A 23,108-nucleotide genomic window follows, 5' to 3' on the forward strand; every position below is an offset into this window, starting at 1 on the left:
GCCATGACGGCCGCCCGCCCCTACCTCCACACCGCTCTCAACCCGTCACCCGCCCTCACCCAGCGCACCGTCGGCGGCGGCATCCGCGCCACCAATTCGCTCCAGGCCGCGCTCTGCGCCCGCTCCGGCGCCCCGGCCACCGCCCTGCTGACCGCCGCACTGGCCCCCTCGCCGCCAGGTTCGCCCGGAAAGTGAGCATCACATGAGCCCCCGGACCGACCTCCCCGAGACCTCGGGAACCCCCGTGCCGCTGCGGTTCGGGTACGGCACCAACGGCCTCGGCGACCTCCGGCTCGGGCACCACCGGGCCGGCCGGCACCACCATCGCCGCCACCACCCCCGAAGCGCTGCTCGCCCTGCTGCGTACCCGGCTCCACCCCGCCGCCCGGACCTGGTTGGACCGCGCTCTCGCCGACGCCACCGCCACCGCGCCCGCGCGCGACCACGGCCCCCTGCCCGCATGGGAGGCGCGCCTCGCCGAAGCCGGCCGCCGCTGCGGCGCCGCACACGCGGACGCCGCCCGCGTCCTGCTGCTGCGTACGGCCCTTGCCGACACCCTCGCCCGCGTCGACCGGCAGGGCACCGCCGACGAGCGCCGCGCCGTCCTGCACGCCCTGCCCGCCCTCGTACCGGGCCCGGACGCGCCGCGCACCAACGACACCCGGCTCCTGGCCGCCGCTGTCGGCCCCTACGCCGCCCGCCACCCCGACGACCCGCGCTCCCACCGCGCCGCCGCCGAGACGGACGCCGTGAGAGCACCGCTGCTGGACGACGCCCGCGCCGGGAACCGCACCGTCGTGGTCCTCTCCGAGTACGGGATCACCCCGTCGGCCGCCCCGTCCACATCAACCGCGCCCTGCGCGCCCCGGGAGTCAGCGGGCCCCGGCGGCCTCGTCGTCGACGGCGATCCCCAGCCGGCCCGCCACGGCGGTGAGGGCAGGCCCCAGCGGGAGCGCGACGCGGGTGACGGCGTGGGTGTCGCCCCGCGTCGCGTCCCGGTTGACGATCAGCACCGGTTTTTGCTCCCCGGCCGCCTGGCGCACGAACCGGAGACCGGACATCACCGTCAGGGAAGACCCGAGGACGAGCAACGTCGACGCCTCACGGACCATCGCCCGGCAGCGCGCCACCCGCTCCGCGGGCACGGCCTCGCCGAAGAACACCACGTCCGGCTTGAGGACGCCGCCGCAGACCGCGCAGGGCACCACCCGGAAGTCCCCGACCTGCTCGTCGGTGAGGTCGGCGTCACCGTCCGGATTGAGGCCGGCGGCCACCGGCGCGAACCCCTCGTTGACCTCCTCCAGCCGGGCGGCGAGCTCGCGGCGCGCGCTGAAGGTGCCGCAGGAGAGGCAGACGACCCGGTCCAGGCTCCCGTGGAGCTCCACCGCGTCCCGGCTGCCGGCCGCCTGGTGCAGACCGTCGACGTTCTGGGTGATCACCCCCGAGACCAGGCCGTGCCGCGCGAACGCGGCCACCGCCCGGTGCCCCGCGTTGGGGCGGGCCCGGCCGAACGTGCGCCACCCGAGGTGGCTGCGCGCCCAGTAGCGGCGCCGGGCAGCGGCGTCGGCGGTGAACTCCTGGTAGGTCATCGGGGTGTGCCGGCTCAGGCTCCCGCCGTCCCCCCGGTAGTCGGGGATTCCCGACTCCGTGGAGATGCCCGCGCCGCTGAGCACCAGCACACCGCCGGTGGCCAGCGCCTCGACGACCGGAGACGGATCCGTGGTTCCGGGCGGCAGGTCTTCGGGCGGGGTCCAGGTCAGAGTGGGACGCATACGCATGCCCCCAGATTACGGCGGCCCCGAGCGGCGGGTCCCGGAGACGGTCACCGGCCCCACTGCCCGCCCGCGACCAGGGCGCAGACCCCGGGCTCGGCGATCAGCCCGCACGAAGGAAGGCTGTCCGACAGGACGGGGCGTGACCGCCGGTGGTCTACTGGGGAAGGCGGAGGCGCCCCGGAAACGCCCCGGAGGTGCTCCGCCTTCCGAGCCTTCCCTCTGCCCCGGGTCCTGCCATGCGCCTTTCCCACTCATCTGTCGTGAGACGGATTCCCCGGGCCGTCGTCGCCGTCGCGGCGCTACTGGCCGTAGTCTCTCCGGCGGCCGCCGCGGCCGAGCTCGCTCCGGGCGTGCACGCCGCCGTCGTTTCCCTCGCGTCCCCCGGTACGCCGGCCGACAGGAGGGATCCGCGTACCGAGGCCGCCGCTCTCGCCATTCCGGCGATCGGCATCACGGACCTCCGCGTCGTCCCGTACGAGGGCACGACGGACGACACTCCGGGTACCCGCATCCAGGACGGCGGAGAGGCCGCGAGTCCGTACGGCGAGGACGGAGGCGTGGGGCCGGGTGAGATCGGGAACTACCTGGTGACGGCCCACCGGCTGGCCGCCGGGGGACCGCTGCACGATCTTCCGTCGCTCGGCAGGGGCGACGTCGTCCTCGTGACGGAGGACGGCACGGTGTACGAGTACCGGATCACCGGAACCCGGGAGACCTCGTTCCGCTCCGCCCGCTCGCTCGCCGAGCAGCGGGCCGAGGTTCCGGGCAAACCGGGCGAGAAACCGATCCGGGCCATGATCACGGTGTCCACCTGCGCCACTCCCGAGGACGACGCGGCCGGACATCATTGGCGCGACGCCCATGACAACCCGGAGCACCGCATCGACAAGATCGGAGTACTGGTGTCCGCTCGGCCGGCCTGAACCATGAACCGTGCATGTCGGGAGCTCCCTGCCGGGAACACCGCGCCCGGCGCCCGGGCGAGCTGTGTCGGGCGACCGGGCACCGAGCTACCGTAAAGCCATGGCCAGAACCGAACGCCCGGCCGGTCGGCAGGCCGACGACGTGTGCCCGGCATGTGAGCAGCCCGTCGAGAGCGTGGTCGCACGGCGCAAAACCCTCGGCATCTTCGTACCCCGCTGGGTCCCGGGTCCGTGCCACAACCCCGGATGCCCCAGGTACGAGGGCGAACCCCCGACCACCACCGGCTCCTCCGGACGCCACGTACGGGCCCCGCGTCGCCCGGAGCCGCGCCCCTTCCACGGTGGGAGCCACTGACCGGGCCCCTGTTCCCGAGTGCGGAAGTCGGTTCGACCCGACCGGTCTCTCCTGTCTCGCGCTCCGGCGCGGGACGCGACGGGTGCGAAGCGGAGGGCGCGTCGTCCGTCGTCCCCCCTCCACGGCCCGTCCTGGGGGGCCGGCCCCGGCCTCGTCTCCGGAGCCGGACGCGCCCGGGCGAACCGGTCGGTGAACTCGCGGTGTGCGACGGGTACGTCCGCACGTGCGGGGCCGAGCACAGGGCTCTCGAGCGGACCGGGGGGAACAAGAGCTACCACCGTCCCGTCATCGGGTACCTCTCCGTCCCCGGCCCCGTGGGTCCGGCATCGGGACCACATCGCGAGGCGCGCGGGACATGACCGGGCGATGTGACGCTCCATGGGCTATGCGTTGCCCATGAGTGATCTCGACTACGCCGACAGGTCCGACTTCGAGGACGCCGGGCGGGGCTTCGTCGCCGCTCTCTCGCCGGCCGTCGTCCGCACCGACGACGGCCGGGTGATCTGGGACGGCGGCACCTACGCGTTCCTCGACGACGAGTGCCCCGACACCGCGCACCCCAGCCTGTGGCGGCAGAGCCAACTGTGCAACAAACAGGGCCTGTTCGAGGTCACCGAGGGGATCTACCAGGTGCGTAACCTGGACCTGTCGAACATGACGCTGGTCGAGGGCGACACCGGGGTCATCGTCATCGACCCGCTGATCTCCGCCGAGACCGCGGCCGCCGCCCTCGCCCTCTACCGCGAGCACCGCGGGGACCGCCCGGTCACCGGACTGATCTACACGCACTCGCACGGCGACCACTTCGGCGGTTCGCGCGGGATCCTGCCGCACGGCCACCCGCCGGTGCCCGTCCTCGCCCCGGCCGGGTTCCTGGAGCACGCCGTCGCGGAGAACGTGTACGCGGGCGGCGCGATGACCCGCCGTGCCGTCTACATGTACGGGGCCGAACTGCGCAAGGGTCCTTCCGGCCAGATCAGTGCCGGGCTGGGCATGACGACCTCCAAGGGCACGATCACCCTCGTACCGCCGACTCTGGACATCACCCGCACCGGCCAGGAGGAGATCCTCGACGGGGTGCGGATCGTCTTCCAGATGACGCCGGACACCGAGGCACCCTCGGAGATGAACTTCTACTTCCCCGACCGGCGCGCGCTGTGCATGGCGGAGAACGCGACCCACACCATGCACAACATCCTGACCCTGCGCGGCGCGGTGGTCCGCGACACCCGCATCTGGGCGCACTACCTGGGCGAGACGATCGCCTTGTTCGGTGACCTGACGGAGGTCGCCTTCGCCTCCCACCACTGGCCCACCTGGGGCCGCAAGCACATCGTCGAGCACCTGGCCGGTCAGCGCGACATGTGGGCCTATCTGCACGACCAGACCCTGCGCATGACCAACCAGGGGCTGACCGGCCCGGAGATCGCCGAGCGGATGGAGCTGCCGCCGGCCATCGCGAACCGGTGGGCCGACCGCGGCTACTACGGCTCGGTCAGCCACAACGTCAAGGCCATCTACCAGCGGTACATGGGCTGGTTCGACGGCAACCCCGCCCATCTGTGGGAGCACCCGCCGGTCGAACCGGCCAAGCGGTTCGCCGCCGACTACGGCGGTGTGCCCGCGATGGTCGCCAAGGGCGAGGAGTACGCCGCTGCCGGAGACCTGCGCTTCGCCGCGACGCTGCTGGGGCACGCGGTGTTCGCCGCTCCCGGGGACACGGCGGCCAAGGAGGCGCTCGCGTCGGTGTACGAGAAGCTCGGCTTCGGAGCGGAGAACGGAACGTGGCGCAATTTCTACCTGATGGGCGCCCAGGAACTGCGCGGCACCATCGCGCACACCGCGCTGGAGACGACCAACCCCGAGATGGCGATGGCGCTCACCGTCGACATGATCATCGACTCCCTTGCCATCCGCGTCGACGGCCCACGGGCGTGGGACGAGAGGCTGACCATGAACTGGAACGTCACGGACGAGGGACGTACCTGGCGCCTTCTGCTCTCCAACGGAGCTCTCACCTACCGCAGCGACGGGCCTGAGACGGACGAGCGGGCCCCGGCCGCCGATCTGACCTTGACCCTGACCAAGCCACAACTGCTCGCCGTCCTCGCCGGCAAGGGGCTGGACGACGTAAAGGTCCAGGGCGACCCCCAGGTCTTCGCGACGCTCGCGGGCCTGCTCGACACCCCGGACCCCGACTTCGCCCTCGTCACGCCTTGACCACCGGCGCCCGCAGGCCCCCGCTGCATTCTCACCCGTCGGACCCGCACCCGTCGCACCCACCGGAGGAGTCCCGTGAGCGAGACACAGTGGGCGATGGGAACCGCCGGTTTCGGGTCGTTCGCCTTCACTGGTGGCGGTACGTTCATCAACCTGGTCGCAGCGACGACCAACGCCCTCAACGGAGCACTGCTGGCCCGCCGCCCCGACCACTACAAGAACTTCACCGTGGTCGGCATCCTCCTCATGGCCCTGCTCGGGGGCATCGGCGGCGGAGCCTGCCGCGACATCATGGTCGGCCGCGTCCCGGCCGCGCTGACCAACTCCTCCTACGTCGTGCTGTGCCTGCTCGCCGGGCTCATCGGCCACCACCTGGCCTACTTTCGAAGGCCAGTTGTTCCGCGAGGGCCTCTTCCAGTTCGTCACCTCCTTCGCCCTGCCCTGGTACGCCGTCGTCGGGGCGCAGACCGGGGCGGACGTCGGCCTGCCCGTCGTGGGTTCCCTCGTCCTCGCCGTCGTGGGGCCAACCGCCGGGCGCTTCCTCATCGACGTCTCCTGCGGTGTTCCGCCCAAGCAGTTCGTCCGTGGGGAGTGGTTCGTCGTCATCGCAGCGCTCACCGGAGCCGTGTGGATCGCCCTGGATCAGGCGGGGCTCCCGCGCGGCGCGAGCGCGCCGCTCGCGTTCCTGGTCGGCTTCGCCGTCCGTCTCACCGCCCTCTACCGGGGCTGGGAGGAACCACTGGCCGCCGAACCGGCCGGCGTGTACCGCCACGACGACGGCCGCCCTTTCCTCGGCCGCAAGATCGCCGGCAAGTCCACACGCGAACTGCGCCTCCTCGGCCTGACCGTCGAACCCGACGACCAGTGAACCTGACCGTCGAACCCGACGACCAGTGCAGTCGGGTCCACCGGAACCGGCACCGCAGAACGTTCCGTGCGCCCTGGCCGCGGGTCCGGCCGCCGGGGGTTCTCAGCGCTGTTCGTGCGCCGCAGGCGGCCGTCCTCCCGTCCGGCGGACATGTCCGACGGTGGGCCAGGACGGCCCGGTGCACCGGGTGTTCCGGATCGGGGTGTTCCGCCGCCGCGTCGAGGAACGCGCAACCCCGTAATCCGGGGGAGCGGGCCCGCGGTGATGGTCCGGCAGACGGCCCGAATCTTGTCGGCCGCCCACACCTCGCCCGCCCTGAGCGGCCTCGGCCTGCGCCCGGAGCTGCCGGTCGGCCTCACCGGGGTACGCGAGGATGAGTTCCTCCTCGCCCTCGAAGTGCCGGTACAGCGTGGCACGGGTGACCTGCGTCTCCGCCACGATCCGGTCGACGCCGACGGAGTGGATGCCCTCCGCGTAGAAGCTCCCGGTCGCCGTGGACAGCAGCCACGTTCGCGCCTCCGAGGTGCCGCTCTCTCGCGCCCTCCGGCTCATGCAACCAGGGCACCGAACGGGAAGAGTGAACGATCGGTCTCGGCAGAAGAGACCTGCTGCGGGGGACAGCGGGGCGATCGGGAACATCGAGGCCCGTGTCACCGGCTCGTCGCCGTCGGTCGGGTCTGCTTGTTCCCGCGCCCCAACGCTGATCGAGGTCGTCGGGCTTCATGCGCGCGCTGCAGCAGCGAACAGAAGAGGCCGGTGCCGGTTTCCGGTTGAAGAAAGGCCGCCGACGACGAGTCGGCGAACCTCACCGCCCACCGCTCCGACACCACTCCGAGTGGGGTGTGAACCGGTCAACGGGGTTGGCCGGGCGGCCGGCCAACCCCATGGTGGTCGTCTTCTTGTCAGTCCTGCTCCGCGGCGCGGCCGAGGCGCAGGGCGGAGACGAGGAAGAAGATGCCGCCCGGGACGGCGTAGCCGATCGCGCTGGTGAGTGCGGGGTCGTCGGCGCCGGCTGAGGCGACGAACGATGCGCCCGCCAGTACGGAAATGCCGCCGCTGAATATCATCGGCCACTGGCCACCACCCAGCTTGCGACGGGGCACGGCCACGATCAGCTGCACCAGCCCCGACACGATCGCCCAGACGCCCCAGACCTGCAGCACCGCCGGAATCCCCGACGCACACGCCACGCCCACGCCCACAGCCGCGGCCAGGCTCACCGCCATGTTCACGTACAACAGGACCGGCGTCCCCGGCGCTCCGGTGAGGCGGGACGCCCTGGCGTCGACGACGGCCGCAGCCACGTCGAACAGCGGGTACAGCACCAGCAGCGCGGCCCCGGCCGGGCTGATCTCCTCCGCCATCGTGAACATCACCAGCGCCCACACGATGGCGAACGCGAACCGTACGAAATACAGCCGACGCAGTGCAGAAGCAGTTTCGGTAAAGCCTGATGAAGCAGCAACAGCGCTCACAACGATCCCTTTCGCTTTCTCCGTGGACACACGGAGGGGAAACCCATGGAGGGGAAGCCGGCCCAGCGGGTTCGGATGCCGCGGGAAACCAACCTGGCAAGACCGAACGTTCTGTTCCCAGAGTGGCCAGGTCGCCACCGCCTGTCAAGACCGAACGTTCTATCTCTTCCCGTTGGGTGTACGAGCCGGCTCGGCGAGCTCGCGGACTCCGGAGGTTTTCCGCGCAGGTGTCGCCACCTGGGGTGGCCGGGCCGGCTCGTGGTGCGCCGAGTCGGACCGGAAGGTCGTCGCTGTGCGGCTCCCACCCGGCGAGCGCCTCGCACCGGGAACTCGCCCGTCGCGTGGGGGCGCGCCGCCGTATCGGCGTGTCGCGGGCCCGGGGGCGTGTGGCCGTAAGGGGATCAGGCGTGGTCCCGCCCCGCACCTCTTCGACCAGGTGTGTGCAAACTCCGGTCGCCCCGGGCTATAGTTGATCTTGAGGGCGCGGGTCGTTTCGACGGTGCGATTGCCTGTGCGTTGGTCGTCCAAGGAAGGACGCCCCGCTTCCCGCGGGGAAATGCAGGTGCAAGGCCTGCCCAGCGCTCCTTGGGAAGCCCCGTTCCTGCTGTAGCAGGAACGGGGCCTTTCTGCGCGAGCCGCTGGTCTGCGTTCAGTGGTTCGCTGGACGAGCTGTGCAGTCCCTGCGCTCGCCCCGCCCGGCGGCGGCTTTCTCACTGTTGGCGGGGCCGTGGTCGCGGGACGGCCGGCCCCTCAGTCGTGGACGCGTACGTGCGACGCGGCGCTCAACCACCCTCACCTCTGCCCTCGCCCCCGATCCCGTCCATACCCCTTTCCTCATCCGTGTCCTCGTCGTCGTCCCTGTCGTGGTGGATGATGCCGTCGTCGTCGAGGAAAGGGTGGATCCGCGTGGGCGGATAGCTGCTGACGTCGGAGGGGCGTACGCGCTCCGGCCCGTCGGGGCCCCAGCGCAGCAGCCGCCCCACACGGCAGATGCGATGGACCGTGCCGTGGCACTCGACCTCGTCGGCCCGCTTCTCTCGCAGCAGATCTGCGGCGCGGGCGTACTGGGCCAGCGTTTCCGCGGCGGGGTGGGTGGTGTCGGCCGCCACCGAGCGGGCGTCGATGTCACGGTCGATGGTGTCCTCGGGGATGAGTCCCCGCCGCCGCGGCTCCAGCCAGGTGAGGCCGAACTCGAGCGCCCTGCGGGCGTCGTGCGCCCGGGCGTGCAGGCTGCCGCCCGGGGACCACCTGCCCGAGCCCCGCCGCTCCACCACCCGGAACAGGGTGGGCATCAGCATCACTTCGGGGTGGCTCTCCAACGCCCGCCGGGAGTCGGCCAGTACGTCTCCGGAGAGCGACAACCGCAGTCCGCCGTAGGTCAGTTCGCGCAGCAGCAGATGCTCTGCGGCCTGTGCCGGGGTGACCGGGGCGTCCGGGTCCAGGATCAGGCCCTCATCCGGTCGCGGGTCGGTGTCGCGGCTGTCCCAGACCGGGACGGCCGGTTCGGGATCGGTCGGACGGGGCTTCTCGGGCCCGCTGTCGTCCCGCCCCCCGCCCGCGTACTCCTCGGCGCGCACCACCCGGTAGCGCGTGCCCAGTACGGTGAGCTCGTCGACCGGCTCCTTCTCCAGGAGAGCGACGGCCGCCAGCAGGGCGCGCCGCTCCTCCCGGTTCCGGGCCTCGTCCTTGGCCCGGAACCACAGGGTCGAGTTCAGGCTGTCCCGGGCCAGTTGGGGACAGCCTGCCGTCACCTCTTCGATCACCCGCCAACGCGGCGCCTCCCGCGGGTGCTGCGCGACCACCCCGAACACCGGGCCTCGCACCAGCAGCGTCCGAAGGTTGCGCACGGCGTCGACCGCGTCGGCCTCCATAACCGCGGCCACCGGGCCCTCGGGCGAGCTCACCGTGAGTGGCCTCCATCGGCCCGCCTGCGTGACGTCGTCATGGTTCATGCACCCATCCTGGCGACCGCGTCCCGAGCCCGCTGCGGCTTCGCGCATTCTGGCTCGGCGAAGTCCCCGGCTGTCGCACGGGTGACGGCCCTTCGACCGTGTGGACGGGCGGACGAGGGGGCTCCTTCGGCGACTCGGGCAGCCCGTACACCCGGGTTCCGGAGTTCCCGGGGCGCCGGCTTCCTGGGTCCGCATCACGTTGAGGGGCCTTCATGCGCTGCTGCGAGCGCGCTGCGCCCGCGGCAGTCCGAGCACTTGGAGCCGGGGCGAGTGCCGGCGCGGGCTTCGGTACGAACGAGTGTGAGGTCTCGGCAGACGTTGCTTCTCCGGGAGCGGCGGGTGTGTGTCCGATGATGCATGGCGCGGGGGTTTCGGCGGCGGAAACGCGCTCGGCAAGACCATCGCCCGCTACGACCGCGTCGACCTGCTCCGCATCGACGGGTTCGGCGACAGCGAACTCGACCACGCGTCCCCGCACTCCACTTCCAGGTGCTGAACGGGCGGCTCCGCCACCCGTGCGGGCGGCGGAGCCGCCCCCATGAGCGGACGTCATCGCTCGTGCTCTGGCACGACCGTCCATGACAGTGATCCATCAGGTGGCGGGACGGTCCAGTTGCTTCGTATCGGAGTCGTGGATCAGTTCGGCAAGCTGGATGAGGAAACCGTACGCCGCCAGACGATTCCGGAGGCGAATGAAGTAGGACCTGCTCGAACACTTGAAGATCTCGCGGCGGCGCACCTTCCAGAGACCGTGCTCGTGCGTGTGCGCCGCATGCAGGAGAGCCGTTTCCGCCTCTTCCACGCTGCCTTCGAACTCCGCGATGGTCCGCCCGTCATGACCTGCGTCCGACACGCCGCTGACGGGCACGGCCAGGACTATCCATTGAGGCATCTCGTGATCGGTTCCTTATCCCCTCGACGTCGCATGCCGCGACGCGTACGGCGTCAGTCTGGCAGGCGGCAGCGGCGGGCTGGCCGCCGCGGAAGCCGAGCCGGTGACACCTGTCGTGAACCCCGAGCCCGATCGCCTTCAGCTGCTGCTCGAACTGCCGGACAGTCGCTGCTGCTGAAAGTGAACGGGGCTCTTCGATCGGCAGGCCTCGTCATCGGTGCGTCAACGGCGTCTGACGAGCTCGTGGGCGATGGGGGCGTCGAGCAGTGGGTCGTCGATCACGGGCGGGTGGTGGGGACGTGACGCACACAGCGATCATCGACGACCGGAGTATCACTGGCCTGCCGACCGCCGCGTTCGTTGGCTGAACTCGTGGCCGGGGCGGGACCGTCGCGGTGAGCGCCACCAGGTCGGGCCCCCGGCCGAGGAAGCGTGCGACGGGTGCCGGTGCGAGGCGCCGCACGGGCTTCGCCGACCGGCTGTCGGTCTGACTTGTACACCTTCGCCACGCGCGCCTGCCCGCCGGTCCGGAGTGGACCGTTCGACCGTCACCCGGCCATCGGCGAGGTGTGGCCCCGTGCTCACGGAGCGGGGACGTGCCATCAGCCTCGAAGTGCGGCGGCGAGTCCTGACCGAGGTCGTCGATCATCTCGGTGCTGTGCTGGTTCTCGCCCCTGAGCCCTCCGGGCAGGAGGGCTCACGAGTCCGGATCCTGCGCACGCCGAGCTGTGGACGCGGGCCGGGGCTTCGGCGGTACGCGACTTCGGCCGGTCCGTCATTCCGGCTCGGTGGGCTGCCCAAGACCTGTACGCCCCCCGGCTTTTGCGGTACCGTCACCACGCCCATCGAGACTGAAACGTTTCAAGTCGCATGATCATAAAGTTGGCATCGTCACGAAGTGAGGCGTCATGACACCGGATCGATCGTCCGAGAACGACACGGAGTCCGTCCCCGGCACGCAGCCCACCCCCGCCGCCCGTCCCACCCGCCGCTCCGTGATCGCGGCCGGTACTGCGGCGGTGGCCCTGTCGGCGGCCGGAGTCCCTCTCGCGGGCGCGGCTCCAGCGCTGGCGTCGAGCGGTGACGTTCCCCGGCGTCCCGCGGCCGGTCCGCCCCGGGGTGAAACTGGCTGGCAGCGCTACGTCCAGGGGCCCGCGTCCCGGACCGTGCGTCCCGTAAGCACCCTGGCTTCGACCGGCGACGTCGTGAGGCCGGACGCGTTGCTCAAGCCCGGCGGGCCGGTCACCGTCCTGCGCCGCCCACAGCCGACCCCGGCTCCTCGCTGGCCCGAGGGCACCACGGCGGAGGCCTCTTCGGTGCATGCGGGCAACAACGGAAGCGACGGGCGGCCCCGTTCCTACGATGCTTCCCACGCCGTGGACGGCGATCCCGGCACCTTCTGGAACGACGACACCGAACACGTTTTCCCTGACACGCTGACCGTGTCGCTCCCCGCCCCGCGTGAGCTGTCGGGCATCACCGTGCTGTCCAACAGGGACGGTGTGCCCGCCGACTTCACCGTCGAGGTGTGGAGCGACGGCGCGTGGCGTCGGGTCGCCACACTCTCTGACAACGATGTCATCCAGCGAGCGGTGCCGTTCGCGGCCCCGGTCCAGGCGTCTGGAGTGCGCATCACCGTGACGGCGGTGCAGCAGACTTCGCAGGGCGTGTTCACACGCATCAACGAGGTCTGGCCCGAGGCCGTGGCGGTGGAGGAACCGCCCAGCGTCACGGTCGACTTCGGCAAGGTCGTCGTCGGCCATCCCCGTATCCGCTTCAGCTCCGCCTCCGACGACTCGCCCGGCGTCCGGGTGGCCTTCTCCGAGACCAGGCAGTTCCTGACCGAGCGCAGCGACTTCACCCGCTCCGACCAGGCCGGCGGGGCCGGACAGGGTACCGACCAGTTCGTCGTGCCTGCCAAGGGCGCCGACTGGCTCGACCACAAAGGCTTCCAGGCCGGTGACAAGGTCTTCGCGGATGGGCTGCACGGCTTCCGCTATCTCAAGATCACGTTGGACGCGCTGACGTCGGACGCTCCCGCCGCGCAGTCGTGGGGCACCGTCGGTATCGACTCCGTGAGCCTGGACTTCACCGCGTACCTGGGTACACCGAGCACGTACCGTGGCTGGTTCCTGTGCTCCGACGACGACCTGAACCGCTACTGGTACGGGGCGTCCTACACCAACGAACTCGTCACCGACACCTTCCGCCGCGACGACGTCGACCCCCGCAACGCGTGGAGTGCGGCCCTTGAGGGGAAGCTGGTCCTGCACGACGGTGCGAAGCGTGACCGGGATCCCTACGTCGGCGATCTGGCGGTCTCGGCCCGTACTCTCTACCTGACGCACGACGAAGCCGCGGCTGCCGCGCGCAACGTACTCGCCGACCTGGCCGACCACCAGCGGACGGACGGCTGGATCCGCCGGCGTCGATCAGCGACTACACGCTTCCGCTGTTCGACTATCCGCTGTGGTGGGTGACGTGCAGCTGGGACTACGTGCTCTACACCGGTGACCACGCCTACGCGGCCCAGTACTACCCCAACCTCCGGAAAGTCCTGGACACCTGGTACCCCAGCGTCACCGACGACGCCGGACTGCTCAGCAAGGGCCTCAACGGCACCGGCGGCTACGGTGACTACGCCTTCCTGAACCGCACGGGCAGGATCACGTACTACAACGTTCTCTACGTGCACGCGCTGAACAACGCGGCCGGCCTGGCCCGTTGGCTGGGTCACACCGGCGACGCGGTCCGGTGGGAGGACCGGGCGGTCCGCGTGGCCGAAGCCGTCAACGCGCACCTGTGGGACGAAGAGGCGGGAGCCTACCTGGACTCCGGCACCGGCGCGGTGCGGCACGCCCAGGACGGCAACGGGATCGCCGTCGTGGCGGGTGTCGCCGACGCCGGCCGGGCCGCCTCGGCACTCGCCCACCTCGACGCAACCACACGCCAGCCGTACGGCAACGCCTTCATGGACAACGACACGATTTTCGACGGCGCCTCGCGACGTGTGTACGCGTTCACGTCGTACCCCGAGATCGTGGCCAGATTTGAGGCCGGACGAGCGGACTCCGCGCTCGACCAGATCCGCCGCACCTACGGCTGGATGGACCGCAACGACCCCGGCATCACGAACTGGGAAGGCATCGGGCCGGACGGTTCCCTGTACGAGGACGCGTACACGAGCATGGCGCACGGGTGGTCCACCGGCGTACTGCCCGCGCTCACCCACCAACTCCTCGGTGCCCGCCCCACCTCGCCGGGCTACGCCACGTGGGAGGTCCGTCCCCACCCCGGTGACGTCGTCTGGGCACAGGGACAACTTCCCACGCCCAACGGTGCATTGCAGGTTTCCTGGCAGAACTCCGCTGCCGGGTTCACCGTGACTCTGAAGGTTCCCGCCGGCACACGCGGATCCCTCGCCCTTCCCGGCGACGCGAACAAGACGGTTGTACGCGAGGGACACACGGTGCGCTGGGACGGACGCCGGGGGGCGGACCGATCGGTCCGGTTCACCAACGGCCGTATCACCCTGTCGGACCTGGGACCGGGGGTCCACACCTTCACGGCCGGTCATCGGTAGTCACCACTTGCTGGGGCAAGAGTCCCACGGCCCGCCGAGGCCAGGCTCCCGGCACCTGCCGTCCGAGGACGCGGGCCGCGTCCACGTGAGCGACCGGATGGCGACCGGGCTCCGCCGGGGGCTGAGCGCCGACCAAACCGAGAGCGACGCGCTGCCGAAGCTCGCGGAGGCGTGCCCGAACGCGGTCGTGGGGTACGAGACGGCCTCCTGAAGATGCCGAACGCCGCTACGGCGGGGCGGCATCGGGTACCCCGCAGGGCCTTCCCCGGAGGGGCGGCCCTGCGGGGTGTGGCGGTACTCGGCCCGCACCTTGCTTGACGGCTTTCTGTCAGCAGGCGCCGAGGTCCTGCCAGGCACCCCATTCACCTGTGGTGCCGGGCGTCTCGTTCTGCGTCCACCACTTGGCCTTCCAGGTGTGGCTTCCGTACGAGACCGTGCTGCCCGCGGTGTAGACGGCGCCACTGCTCCACGCTGCCGCGGAGCAGTGGCCGCCCGGCGGGGGAGTGGTGGTCGGAGGTGTGGTCGTCGGGGTGGTCGTCGGCGGGGTGACTCCGGCGAACTTCACCGAGTACTTGGCGAAGTCCCAGGACGACTGGGCCACGCTGCTGCACGTACCGGACGTCGTGCCGTTGTTGTCGGGCGGGGTGCACTGACGGTCGCGGTTGAGGGACCAGAACGTGAAGCGGTCCATGCGGTGGCTGGTGGCGTAGTCCAGAACCGTCTGGAAATCGGCCTGACTGAAGTACTCGCCGGTGTCGCTGCGGCCGTTCATCCCGGAGAACCCTTGGTGTGCGTACGCGGTTGCCGCGTCCCAGCCGAAGGTGGACTGCAGAAGGGAGTTGAAGTTCGTCAGGGCGCTCGTCTGCGCCGCCGCACCGTTGAACCCGCCGTCGAAGGGCATGATCGAGAAGTTGTTCGGCGTGAAGCCCTGTGCCTTGGCCTCGTTGAGCATCTGTTTGCCGAACCAGCCGGTGCCGTCGGCGGTTCCCGCGGTGGTGACCGAGACGTAGAGTCCTGGGTTGTTCTGCTGGAGGATCTTGGCCGCGCCGATCTCATGGGCGATGGCGGCCGCGTTCTCGTACTCCGGCTCCTCCAGGTCGAAGTCGATCGCCTTCAGCTGGTACTTGGTGATGACCTGCTGGTAGGCGGCCGCGGTGGACGCCGCGTCGGAACAGGCCTGGCCGAGCTTGGTTCCCCCGTACCCGCCGATGGAGACCGACACGTCGCCGCCCTTGGCACGGATCGCGCTGACGACCGCCCCCACCGCCGTGTCCGACGAGACCGGTGACGTCCCGTCCCACGTCGGAGTGCAGCCGCCCCCGTTGGGGGCAAGGACGAACGCCAACTGGAACGCCTTGAGCCCAGTGGCGTCCATGATGGCGCCCGCGTCCGGCGGGTTGTTGTCGTGCGGCATCAGATACGGCGCGGCGGCGTACCACCGGTTACTGAGTGCGGTGGTGGCGGCGGTCGCACCCGAAGCCTGCTGGACGGTGAACGCCGCAAGTCCGGCGGTGGCCAGTGCCGCGGTTGCGACACCGCAGAGCAGAGCGCGAAGACGCTTCATGGGGACTCCTGTCGGGAGAGGTGTCGCCAGAATCGGTTGATGACGCATGCACGTCAACCATTTGGCCTAGACCATTGCCCTCTCTTGAAGAACACGCAGCTGCGACAGTGCGGATGGCGGCCGGCCCTCCTCGTTGGGCGGTTCCGGAGGGGCGCGGGGTTATCACGTTGCTGACTTGTGAGTCGGTCGCGCAGATCCGGTGGGGGAGCGGCGGCAAGCACCACAAGCCAATCCGGTAGGGGCTGATCGTCGCGGTGTTCCGGCACTACGTGCTGCGCCCGCTGACCCGCAGTCGCGCGGCGGCCCCGGACGAGCGGGCCCATCTCGCCGCCGGGGAGCCTCGCCGGCCCCCGGGCTTCCGGGCGACGGCCCGTACGGCGACGGACTTGTTCGGGCAGCACCGCGACCCCCGCCGCGCCTACGGACCGTCTGTGTGCGCAGTTCGACGGGGCTGGTCACGGTTCAGGGGGTTTTGCGCCTGAGTTCAGGGCGCCGCCCGCCGGGCGCGGTGCGCGCGGACTCGTCCGCGGCTGGCGCACGCCGGGGAGGGGCACCACCGGCGGCGGCCGGCGGGATCGGCGAAAACGCCCTGGCAGTCGTTTTCGGGGCACACCTTGAGCCCGGTCCGGTCCGCGCCGGTCAGGTGGTCCGCGGCCTGCCGCGCGATGCGGACGAGAGCTTCGGCGACGGTGGCCGGCGAGCTGCGGCGCAGGCGGTCGCCGCCGGTGAGTTTCACCGGGTCGTCGGTCGCGATGAAGTCGCTCAACTCGGCGACTGCTTCATCTGGAGGGGTCTGACCCCGGGTGGTGGCAAGGGCCAGGGCGCGCAGGCACTCCCGCAGCTGCCGCGTGCGTTCCAGGTCGGCGTACGTGGGCCTGCCGTGCGGCGCCAGCTCGCTCATCCTCAGCCATTCCGCGAGCAGATCCGTCGAGCCGAGGCGTTCGACCGGGTGGGTGCTGAAGGCGCGGCCCCGGGTGGCGAGCAGGTTGAGCCAGGTGGCGCCGCAGTCGAAGCGGAAGCTGTGCAGGTCGTCGGTGGCCATGACCCGATTGTAACGCCTCAGGCGTTACTTCTGTTAGCGTCGTAACGCCTTGACCGTTACCTGCTGACGAGGAGACCAACCATGGCTGATCCCGGACCTGTCGACCCCGTGCCCCTTTCCGAGCGGCTGACCACTGCTCTTCTCGACCGGGAGGCGGGCTATCGGATGCTCGACACCCTTCAGGACCCGGCGACCCAGTCGCTTTTCCCTTGGCTGGAGGATGTGGCTCCGGGCTTTCCCGATTGGCTGATCACCACTCTCTTCGGCGGCACCTACCAGCGCCCCGGACTCTCCCCCCGCGAGCGTCAGTTGGTGAACCTGGGGGCGCTCACGGCGCTCGGCGGCGTCGACCCGCAGCTGGCCGGGCAGGTCGTCACCTCGCTACGGACGGGCCTGACACCCGACGAGGTGGTCGAGGTCTTCGTCCACCTGGCGCCCTATGTCGGAGTGCCCAGGGCGCTGGCCGGCCTGCGGGTCGCCGCCGCGGCGCTGGAGGACACGCCGGTCCCGGGTGAGGCTGATCGGAGCGATCGCCGGTGACTGGCGTGACGGACGATATGACGGGGCTGGCGGTGAGGACCGTACTCGGTGACATCGACCCCGGTGACCTGGGCGTCTGCGATGCCCACGATCACCTGTTCCTGCGAAGCCCGCGTCTTCCCGGTGAGGAGCTCGAGGACACCGCAGCGGCACGTTCGGAGCTGGAATCTTTCGCGCGGGCCGGGGGGCAGGCCGTGGTGCAGTGGACGCCCTGGGGCATGGGACGGCGGTTGTCCGCCCTTGCGGCGCTCTCCCGGGACAGTGGCGTGCACCTGATCGCGGCGACCGGCCTGCATCAGGCGAAGCACTACGAAGGCGGCCGGTTCGCGCGCGGAGTCGACGAGTTGGCGGGACTCTTCGTCCGGGAACTCACCCGGAGCCCGGTGAGAGCGGGTCTGATCAAAGTCGCTGGTGCTTTCCACCGCCTGGACGAGCACGCTCGCCGGACGATGGCCGCAGCGGCGGCAGCCCATCACGCCACCGGTGCACCGATCGGCGTCCATCTGGAGGGCGGCACCGCAGCCCTGGAAACCCTCCACTTCCTCTGCGCGGGCCTCGGCGTACCGGCCCACCGGGTGATCCTGGGCCACCTTCTGCGTCATCCCGATCTCGCTGTTCACCTTCGTGTCGCGGAAGCCGGGGCGTACGTGGCGTTCGACGGGCCTTCCCGGGCCCATCACGCCGGTGACCACCGACTGGTGGAATGCGTGGCGGCACTTGCCGACGCCGGGTATGCCGACCGGGTGCTGATCGGGGGCGACACCGTGGTGGCGTCGGCCCGCTCGTCGGCGGACGGGCCAGGAATGCGTCACGTCCTGGATGGGGTCGCTCCCCGCATCGCTCAGGAGATCGGTAGTGACGTGGCCCATGCGATCTTCGTCGACAACCCTGCCCGTGCCTTCGCGGCGCACTGGCGGGACCCGGCGCGACAATCGCCGGGGATGCCGATCACGCCTGGAGGGCTTCGCTGATCCGTCTGTCCGGGAGATGCGGGCTGTGAGTGAACCACTGCCGTACCGATGGGGTGGAGCAGCCTCCGGGATGGGTGTGGCCTGTTCCCCTCCGACGCGGTGGGTGTTGGAGGGGGGCATCGGTACGGTCGTCGGCTCTGGGATTGATCATGGTCGGCCAGCGCATCTGCTGAGGGCTTCCGCAGCGCCGACCTGGAGCCCGACGAGCGTGCCGCGCTCGACCACCGGGAGACTGGACGGCGCAGCCGGGGTTACACCCTGCGCGTGACCGCCGGCCGTGCGATGTACCCGAGATTCCTTGGCCCGCCGCCGGCGGCTCGCCGCCGGGTGCCCCGGTGGTTCCGACTCAGCGCAGGGTCCGCCGCGACCGCGAGAACGCGTTTGAACTCCCATGCCGGCCAGGCCGTGTTCGTTCTCGCCGATCACCCGTTGCACCGATGCCCCCCAGGCCGTTGACGAGAGGAGGGCCGTGTTCGCGGCGCATCGGGCCAGGGGTATGACTGCAGGATCCGTCCCGGGCCATGCCCTGGGACCAGGACACCGATGAGCGGCTGGACCGTCTGTGCGGGCAGGCGCATGCCGCCAGCGGGTCCCCTGCCGTCCAGATCCTCCAGCTTCGAGAAGAGTTGACCCATCTGTGCGAAGAGCAGCGCCAGGCGAGACACGTCGCCGACAGCCGCCTGGCTCTCCTCGAAGCCCAAGCCCAAGAACTCACCGACCAACTGGCCCGGGCACTTCACGACGTACAGACCACGGAAGCCGCACGAGCAACCCTCCAAGACACCGTCCACACCCAGCAGGACAAGCTCCGCCACGCCCAGGACTACATCCACCAGGTCGAGACAGAGCTCTCCGAACAACGCGAGCAGGCCCGCTCTCTGCAGCTGGAGGTCGGCGTACTGCGCGAACAGAACCAGCGGCTCGTTGAAGAAGTCGTTTCCGGGGTGTCACCGCAGGCCACCAGCTTCGAAGCCACTCTCGCGGCCCGCGCCAAGAGGCTGGCGGCCGAAGCGGCCCAGAAGACTGTTCCCACCCCGCACCGTGGATCGGACGACCTTCCGAGCCAGCCTTCCCTGCTGGCTGGCCACGACCGGGCCGGACGCGTGGCGGATGACGGTGACTACGCCCACGCCGCCGCTCTCTTCGGCGATCTCGCTCTCGAATGGGCCCGCGTTGAGGGTGATGACGGCATCAACACCCTGTACGCCCGTTACAACAACGCACTCTATGTGGGGTTGGCTGGTGATCATGGTGGGGCGGTGGTTTTGTTCAAGACTCTCGTTGCTGACTTCACGGATGTTCTGTCCTTCACCCACGAAGACACCCTCGACGCGCGTGCGCAATACGTAGCGAACCTGGTTGATGCCGACGATTGCGAGCAGGCTTCCGAACTGGTTGATGATCTCGTCACGGACCTCCGGCGTCTTTGGGGTCCTGATGATGAGAAGACTCTGAGCGGCCGTCAACTCCGCGCGGACTGCACGTCGAGGGTCGGTGACTATGGCCTGGCAGCGATTCAGTACCAGGCGCTCGTAACCGACCGCACCCACCTTCACGGGCCCAAACACATCGACACCCTGCGCGCCCGTTACAACAACGCACTTAATGTGGGGTTTGCTGGTGATCATGGTGGGGCGGTGGTTTTGTTCAAGACTCTCGTTGCTGACTTCACGGATGTTCTGTCCTTCACCCACGAAGACACCCTCAACGCGCGTGCGCAATACGTAGCGAACCTGGTTGATGCCGGCGATTGCGAGCAGGCTTCCGAACTGGTTGATGATCTCGTCACGGACCTCCGGCGTCTTTGGGGTCCTGATGATGAGAAGACTCTGAGCGGCCGTCAACTCCGCGCGTGCTGCACGTCGGGGGTCGGTGACTATGGCCTGGCAGCGATTCAGTACCAGGCGCTCGTAACCGACCGCACCCACCTTCACGGGCCCAAACACATCGACACCCTGCGCGCCCGCAGCGACTTTGCCGCGAGTGTAGGGGCGAGCGGTGATCATCGTCGCGCGATGAACTTGTTCAGCGATCTGGTCATCGACCGCACCGACGCCCTGGGGCCCGATCACCCTGACACTCTTGACGCCCGCTACGACCACGCCTTTTACACAGGAGAGGCTGGCAAGCGCAGCCAGGCCACCGCTCTCTTTGCCGAGCTTGTCCCCGCACTCACCCGCGTCTTGGGCGACGACCACGAACTCACCGTGCTCGCTCGGGACTGCTGACGCCCCAGGTACTTCGCACCTCCCCTCCCAGGGACGCTACCCTCACCAGTTGCGCGGTGCCCGGGACGGCCCAGTCGGGTGCGATTTCTCGGTTTGGTGTCGGTGGTGACTGCGTTCCGTCAGGAATCGCGCAATGTCCGCCGCAGCCGCCGGCCGCGGCGTGCTCCCCGCACGAGCGGAGGTGAACCGCAGATACTGGAGGACATCCCGGCCACCGTGAAGTGCTCTCCGCGCGAGCGGAGGTGATGTGGTGGCCGGTGTTCGGGTTCGGTCTCGCGTCGGCCACCGCTACCCGGGGTGGCGGGTGGGAGGTCACCACGGCTCGGGGTGGTGGTGCCGGAGCGGTGGCCGGGCGGTGCGGGGCCCGCGGCGGCCCGCCCATGGGCGTTTCAGTCGAGTACGGGGGAGCTGTTGTGCTTCCGGAGGTCCCGGACCGCCAGGACCACGCCCCGGCTGTAGCTGAGCAGCACCATGAGCCCGATCGGGACGACGAGCCACCGCCACGCACTGTGGAAGGAGACGAGCCCCCAGATCACCCAGGCGACCTGCATCGCACAGAGCACCAGGTTGCCCAGCAGACGCAGCACCGGATGGGGTCTCCTGCGGAACACGCTCTCGAACCAGGTCTTTTCCATGGCCCCACCCCTCAAGTTCGGCCCGGGACCGGCCCGGACAACGACAGGTGCACCATAAACGGCCCGCTTCCCGCCAGGGCCCCCCAGGGAAGAAGTCGGCGTCCACGCCCCGGAAAATACGGCCTGACCTGGTGTTGACCAGTCCCGTGGCTGCCCCGCCGGTGCGACCAGAGGCGCGACCTGCCGGGGCGCCCCTGCCCCCGGCCGCCGTGCTCGCTCTCGACCTGGTGGCCACCAGGAGGCAGCACCATCGGTTTCACCATGGGTTTCACCATCCGTAGCGGCATCCGTAGCGGCATCCGTAGCGGCATGGGTAGCAACATCTGTTGCGCCCTCTCGCCCGCTCACCACGCCCCACCGCAGCTCAGACACCGGATACGGCGTGGTGAGCACCCCGGACTTCCCCTCGTTCCCCGGGCCTGTCTGCTGGATGGAGGTGGTGGGCGGGACGGGTGACGGGGCCTCGGGGAAGGCGTACGGCGCTGCGCCGGCCTCTCGCGGCCCGTCGCGGAGCGCGCCGGGCCCACACCGGTCGGGCCGTTCGGCCAGCTGCCGCAGGTGGTGCCATGGGTGCTGCCGCAGGTGGTGCCGCGCGGTTGCTGCCATGGGTGCTGGACCTGGACGGACTCCCCTCAACCCCCACCTCTGGTGTCGGTGTGGCAGCACCCATGGCAGCCCTCAGGTGACCGACTTCCTCAACAAAGTCGGACGGGGACCGTGGGAAAGCGGGCCGTCCACCCCATAAGTACTTCGTAGGAGGCTTGTGCGGCTTGCCCCGGCTCGTCGCACTGTGCTGTCTGCCCCGCCGTGACCGGCCCGACCGAGCGTCCGCCGGCCGACCGTGCGGGGTTCCCCGCCACCACCACGGTGGGGGACACCCGACGACCGAGGAGACCCGCCGTGACCACCGTCCAGCAGCTGACCACCACCACCGCCCCCGCCGCCCCCGCCGCCCCCGCCACCGCCCTCGCCCTTGCGCCGGTGCCGGTCCCGCTCCCGGCCCCCACCACCCCCGCCCCCGCGGTTCCGTTCCGGACCGCGCCGTCGTGGATGATCCCCGCCGTCCTCGCCGCCGTCCTGGTGCTGCTCCTGGCGGGCGTGGTCCTGGCGATCGTCGTGCACCTCTGGCCCGGGGCCCTGGTGCCGGTGACCGTGATCGGCACCGTCTGCACGGCGGCGGGCTCCCTTGCCGGTGTCGTCGCTCTCGCCCGGCGACCGTGACCCGGGCGCCCTTGTTGCCGATGAAATAGCGCCCTACTCTCGGGCGGGTTGAGGACGGGCCGTCCCCCCACCCGCCCTCAACCCGGGAATGGGCCGGTTTCAGGTAACCGGCCCATTCCCCTTTCTTTCCGGTCCGCGCGGAGTTTTTCCCGAGCAGACCGGAAACCCCTCCCGGCTTTTCGCGCGCTGGCTTTATGGTCGCGTCCATCCGGAAGGAAAAGAACCACAATCTCTTCTCCTTCCGGGGGTCGGTGGTGGTGGTCGGTTCGTGATTCTACCCGCGCATCAAAAGGCGCTCCGGACGAATCCGGTGGTGGCCCAGATTCCCAATCGCTACACGGCCTGTCAGGTTGATGCACTGAGGTGGTGGGCCGTCAGGGGGTGTGGCCAAGTTTCGCCAAAGGTACATGCGGCATCAGCTGATGCAGTGGGGGAGTGGGCTGGTTCCAGAGTTCATCCCGGCCCCGGTCTGAAGCAGCGTCACCCGGAATCCCGTACCCCATCGTCCCGGCCGTCCCTGCCCTGCTCCCGCGTCCTCCTGGTGGCCCGTCAGCCGGGCCCGGCCCCGTGGGGTGGTGGGCCGAAACCCCAAGCCCTACACAGGCCTGCGCCTGATGCACCCTCCCCGCCCGTAGCCAGCCCCGGCGAAGCCGGGAGGGCGGGAGCGCAGCGGACGCCCGGTCTCGGAGCGCAAGCGGAGAGACCCCACTCAATTACCGCGCAGCGGTAATTAGAATTCCCGCCTGCGGGAATTCCCCATAAACCGCGCAGCGGTTTATCAAAAGGCGCGCAGCGCCTTTCAGAATGCGCGCAGCGCATTCCCCGCTTGCTATCCGCGCAGCGGATAGGTACCCGCTCCGCGGG

General features: G+C 70.1%; 20 protein-coding genes and 2 pseudogenes. 14 read left to right on the forward strand and 8 right to left on the reverse strand.

Annotation, left to right across the window (positions count from 1 at the left end):
- Positions 1-3 precede the first annotated feature (3 nt).
- Positions 4-195, forward strand: a complete 192-nt coding sequence (locus tag ACFZAX_RS23170; protein ID WP_390963853.1) for a hypothetical protein — start codon at positions 4-6, stop codon at positions 193-195.
- A gap of 677 nt (positions 196-872) precedes the next feature.
- On the opposite strand, the gene ACFZAX_RS23175 is transcribed toward ACFZAX_RS23170, so the two are convergent.
- Positions 873-1,778 carry an NAD-dependent protein deacetylase gene (locus tag ACFZAX_RS23175; RefSeq protein ID WP_390963855.1) on the reverse strand — a complete coding sequence of 302 codons (906 nt, stop codon included), beginning with the start codon at positions 1,776-1,778 and terminating at the stop codon, positions 873-875.
- 233 nt (positions 1,779-2,011) lie between these two features.
- Here ACFZAX_RS23175 and ACFZAX_RS23180 point away from each other — a divergent pair, with 233 nt between their 5' ends.
- From ACFZAX_RS23180 to ACFZAX_RS23200, 5 genes and pseudogenes are all read left to right on the forward strand, one after another.
- Positions 2,012-2,698 (forward strand): sortase domain-bontaining protein, encoded by a 687-nt coding sequence (locus ACFZAX_RS23180; protein ID WP_390963856.1) that lies wholly within the window; start codon positions 2,012-2,014, stop codon positions 2,696-2,698.
- A 100-nt stretch (positions 2,699-2,798) separates the two neighbouring features.
- The gene (locus ACFZAX_RS23185) at positions 2,799-3,053 is read left to right on the forward strand and encodes a hypothetical protein (protein WP_390963857.1); all 255 of its coding nucleotides are present in this window, start codon (positions 2,799-2,801) and stop codon (positions 3,051-3,053) included.
- A 396-nt stretch (positions 3,054-3,449) separates the two neighbouring features.
- The gene (locus ACFZAX_RS23190; RefSeq protein ID WP_390963859.1) at positions 3,450-5,273 is read left to right on the forward strand and encodes an alkyl sulfatase dimerization domain-containing protein; all 1,824 of its coding nucleotides are present in this window, start codon (positions 3,450-3,452) and stop codon (positions 5,271-5,273) included.
- A 96-nt stretch (positions 5,274-5,369) separates the two neighbouring features.
- Positions 5,370-5,576, forward strand: a pseudogene (locus ACFZAX_RS23195) (TRIC cation channel family protein); the annotation flags it as partial.
- 91 nt (positions 5,577-5,667) lie between these two features.
- On the forward strand, positions 5,668-6,141 hold the full coding sequence (locus ACFZAX_RS23200) for a TRIC cation channel family protein (RefSeq protein ID WP_390963860.1): 474 nt from the start codon (positions 5,668-5,670) through the stop codon (positions 6,139-6,141).
- Positions 6,142-6,295: 154 nt separating this feature from the next.
- Here the strand turns inward: ACFZAX_RS23200 and ACFZAX_RS23205 are convergent.
- The 3 genes and pseudogenes from ACFZAX_RS23205 to ACFZAX_RS23215 form a co-directional block, all read right to left on the reverse strand.
- Positions 6,296-6,693 (reverse strand): annotated as a pseudogene (locus ACFZAX_RS23205) (TetR/AcrR family transcriptional regulator); the annotation flags it as partial.
- Positions 6,694-7,043: 350 nt separating this feature from the next.
- The gene (locus tag ACFZAX_RS23210; RefSeq protein WP_390963861.1) at positions 7,044-7,616 is read right to left on the reverse strand and encodes a DUF308 domain-containing protein; all 573 of its coding nucleotides are present in this window, start codon (positions 7,614-7,616) and stop codon (positions 7,044-7,046) included.
- A 782-nt stretch (positions 7,617-8,398) separates the two neighbouring features.
- Positions 8,399-9,568: a DUF5954 family protein gene (locus tag ACFZAX_RS23215; RefSeq protein ID WP_390963862.1), complete on the reverse strand. Its 1,170-nt coding sequence runs from the start codon at positions 9,566-9,568 to the stop codon at positions 8,399-8,401.
- 343 nt (positions 9,569-9,911) lie between these two features.
- Between ACFZAX_RS23215 and ACFZAX_RS23220 the strand changes: the two genes are divergently transcribed.
- Complete coding sequence (locus tag ACFZAX_RS23220; RefSeq protein WP_390963863.1) at positions 9,912-10,064, forward strand: hypothetical protein; 153 nt, start codon at positions 9,912-9,914, stop codon at positions 10,062-10,064.
- Between the two features lie 96 nt (positions 10,065-10,160).
- Here ACFZAX_RS23220 and ACFZAX_RS23225 read toward each other — a convergent pair whose 3' ends face one another.
- Positions 10,161-10,436 (reverse strand): hypothetical protein, encoded by a 276-nt coding sequence (locus ACFZAX_RS23225; protein WP_390963864.1) that lies wholly within the window; start codon positions 10,434-10,436, stop codon positions 10,161-10,163.
- A gap of 932 nt (positions 10,437-11,368) precedes the next feature.
- On the opposite strand from ACFZAX_RS23225, the gene ACFZAX_RS23230 reads away from it, so the two are divergent.
- The 3 genes from ACFZAX_RS23230 to ACFZAX_RS23240 are packed head-to-tail and all read left to right on the forward strand — an operon-like array spanning position 11,369 to position 14,254.
- A complete protein-coding gene (locus tag ACFZAX_RS23230) occupies positions 11,369-12,940 on the forward strand; it encodes a discoidin domain-containing protein (RefSeq protein ID WP_390963865.1) in 1,572 nt (523 codons plus the stop codon).
- Positions 12,937-14,043, forward strand: coding sequence for an alpha-L-rhamnosidase C-terminal domain-containing protein (locus ACFZAX_RS23235; RefSeq protein WP_390963867.1), 1,107 nt, complete (start codon positions 12,937-12,939; stop codon positions 14,041-14,043). Before ACFZAX_RS23230 ends, ACFZAX_RS23235 begins: the two co-directional genes overlap by 4 nt.
- A gap of 7 nt (positions 14,044-14,050) precedes the next feature.
- Complete coding sequence (locus ACFZAX_RS23240; protein WP_390963869.1) at positions 14,051-14,254, forward strand: hypothetical protein; 204 nt, start codon at positions 14,051-14,053, stop codon at positions 14,252-14,254.
- 117 nt (positions 14,255-14,371) lie between these two features.
- Here the strand turns inward: ACFZAX_RS23240 and ACFZAX_RS23245 are convergent, their stop codons facing one another.
- Positions 14,372-15,607 carry a carbohydrate-binding protein gene (locus ACFZAX_RS23245; RefSeq protein WP_390963870.1) on the reverse strand — a complete coding sequence of 412 codons (1,236 nt, stop codon included), beginning with the start codon at positions 15,605-15,607 and terminating at the stop codon, positions 14,372-14,374.
- Between the two features lie 484 nt (positions 15,608-16,091).
- Positions 16,092-16,649, reverse strand: coding sequence for an ABATE domain-containing protein (locus ACFZAX_RS23250; protein WP_390963871.1), 558 nt, complete (start codon positions 16,647-16,649; stop codon positions 16,092-16,094).
- A gap of 81 nt (positions 16,650-16,730) precedes the next feature.
- Between ACFZAX_RS23250 and ACFZAX_RS23255 the strand changes: the two genes are divergently transcribed.
- The 3 genes from ACFZAX_RS23255 (at position 16,731) to ACFZAX_RS23265 (ending at position 20,388) form a co-directional block, all read left to right on the forward strand.
- A complete protein-coding gene (locus tag ACFZAX_RS23255; protein ID WP_390963873.1) occupies positions 16,731-17,189 on the forward strand; it encodes a carboxymuconolactone decarboxylase family protein in 459 nt (152 codons plus the stop codon).
- A gap of 17 nt (positions 17,190-17,206) precedes the next feature.
- A complete protein-coding gene (locus ACFZAX_RS23260; protein WP_390963893.1) occupies positions 17,207-18,160 on the forward strand; it encodes a phosphotriesterase in 954 nt (317 codons plus the stop codon).
- 521 nt (positions 18,161-18,681) lie between these two features.
- Positions 18,682-20,388: a hypothetical protein gene (locus ACFZAX_RS23265; RefSeq protein WP_390963874.1), complete on the forward strand. Its 1,707-nt coding sequence runs from the start codon at positions 18,682-18,684 to the stop codon at positions 20,386-20,388.
- A gap of 389 nt (positions 20,389-20,777) precedes the next feature.
- Here the strand turns inward: ACFZAX_RS23265 and ACFZAX_RS23270 are convergent, their stop codons facing one another.
- Positions 20,778-21,023 (reverse strand): hypothetical protein, encoded by a 246-nt coding sequence (locus tag ACFZAX_RS23270; protein ID WP_390963875.1) that lies wholly within the window; start codon positions 21,021-21,023, stop codon positions 20,778-20,780.
- 900 nt (positions 21,024-21,923) lie between these two features.
- On the opposite strand from ACFZAX_RS23270, the gene ACFZAX_RS23275 reads away from it, so the two are divergent.
- A complete protein-coding gene (locus ACFZAX_RS23275) occupies positions 21,924-22,244 on the forward strand; it encodes a hypothetical protein (protein ID WP_390963877.1) in 321 nt (106 codons plus the stop codon).
- The last annotated feature ends 864 nt before the right edge of the window (positions 22,245-23,108 follow it).

It is taken from the genome of Streptomyces sp. NPDC008125, from assembly GCF_042957125.1.
Lineage (GTDB): Bacteria > Actinomycetota > Actinomycetes > Streptomycetales > Streptomycetaceae > Streptomyces.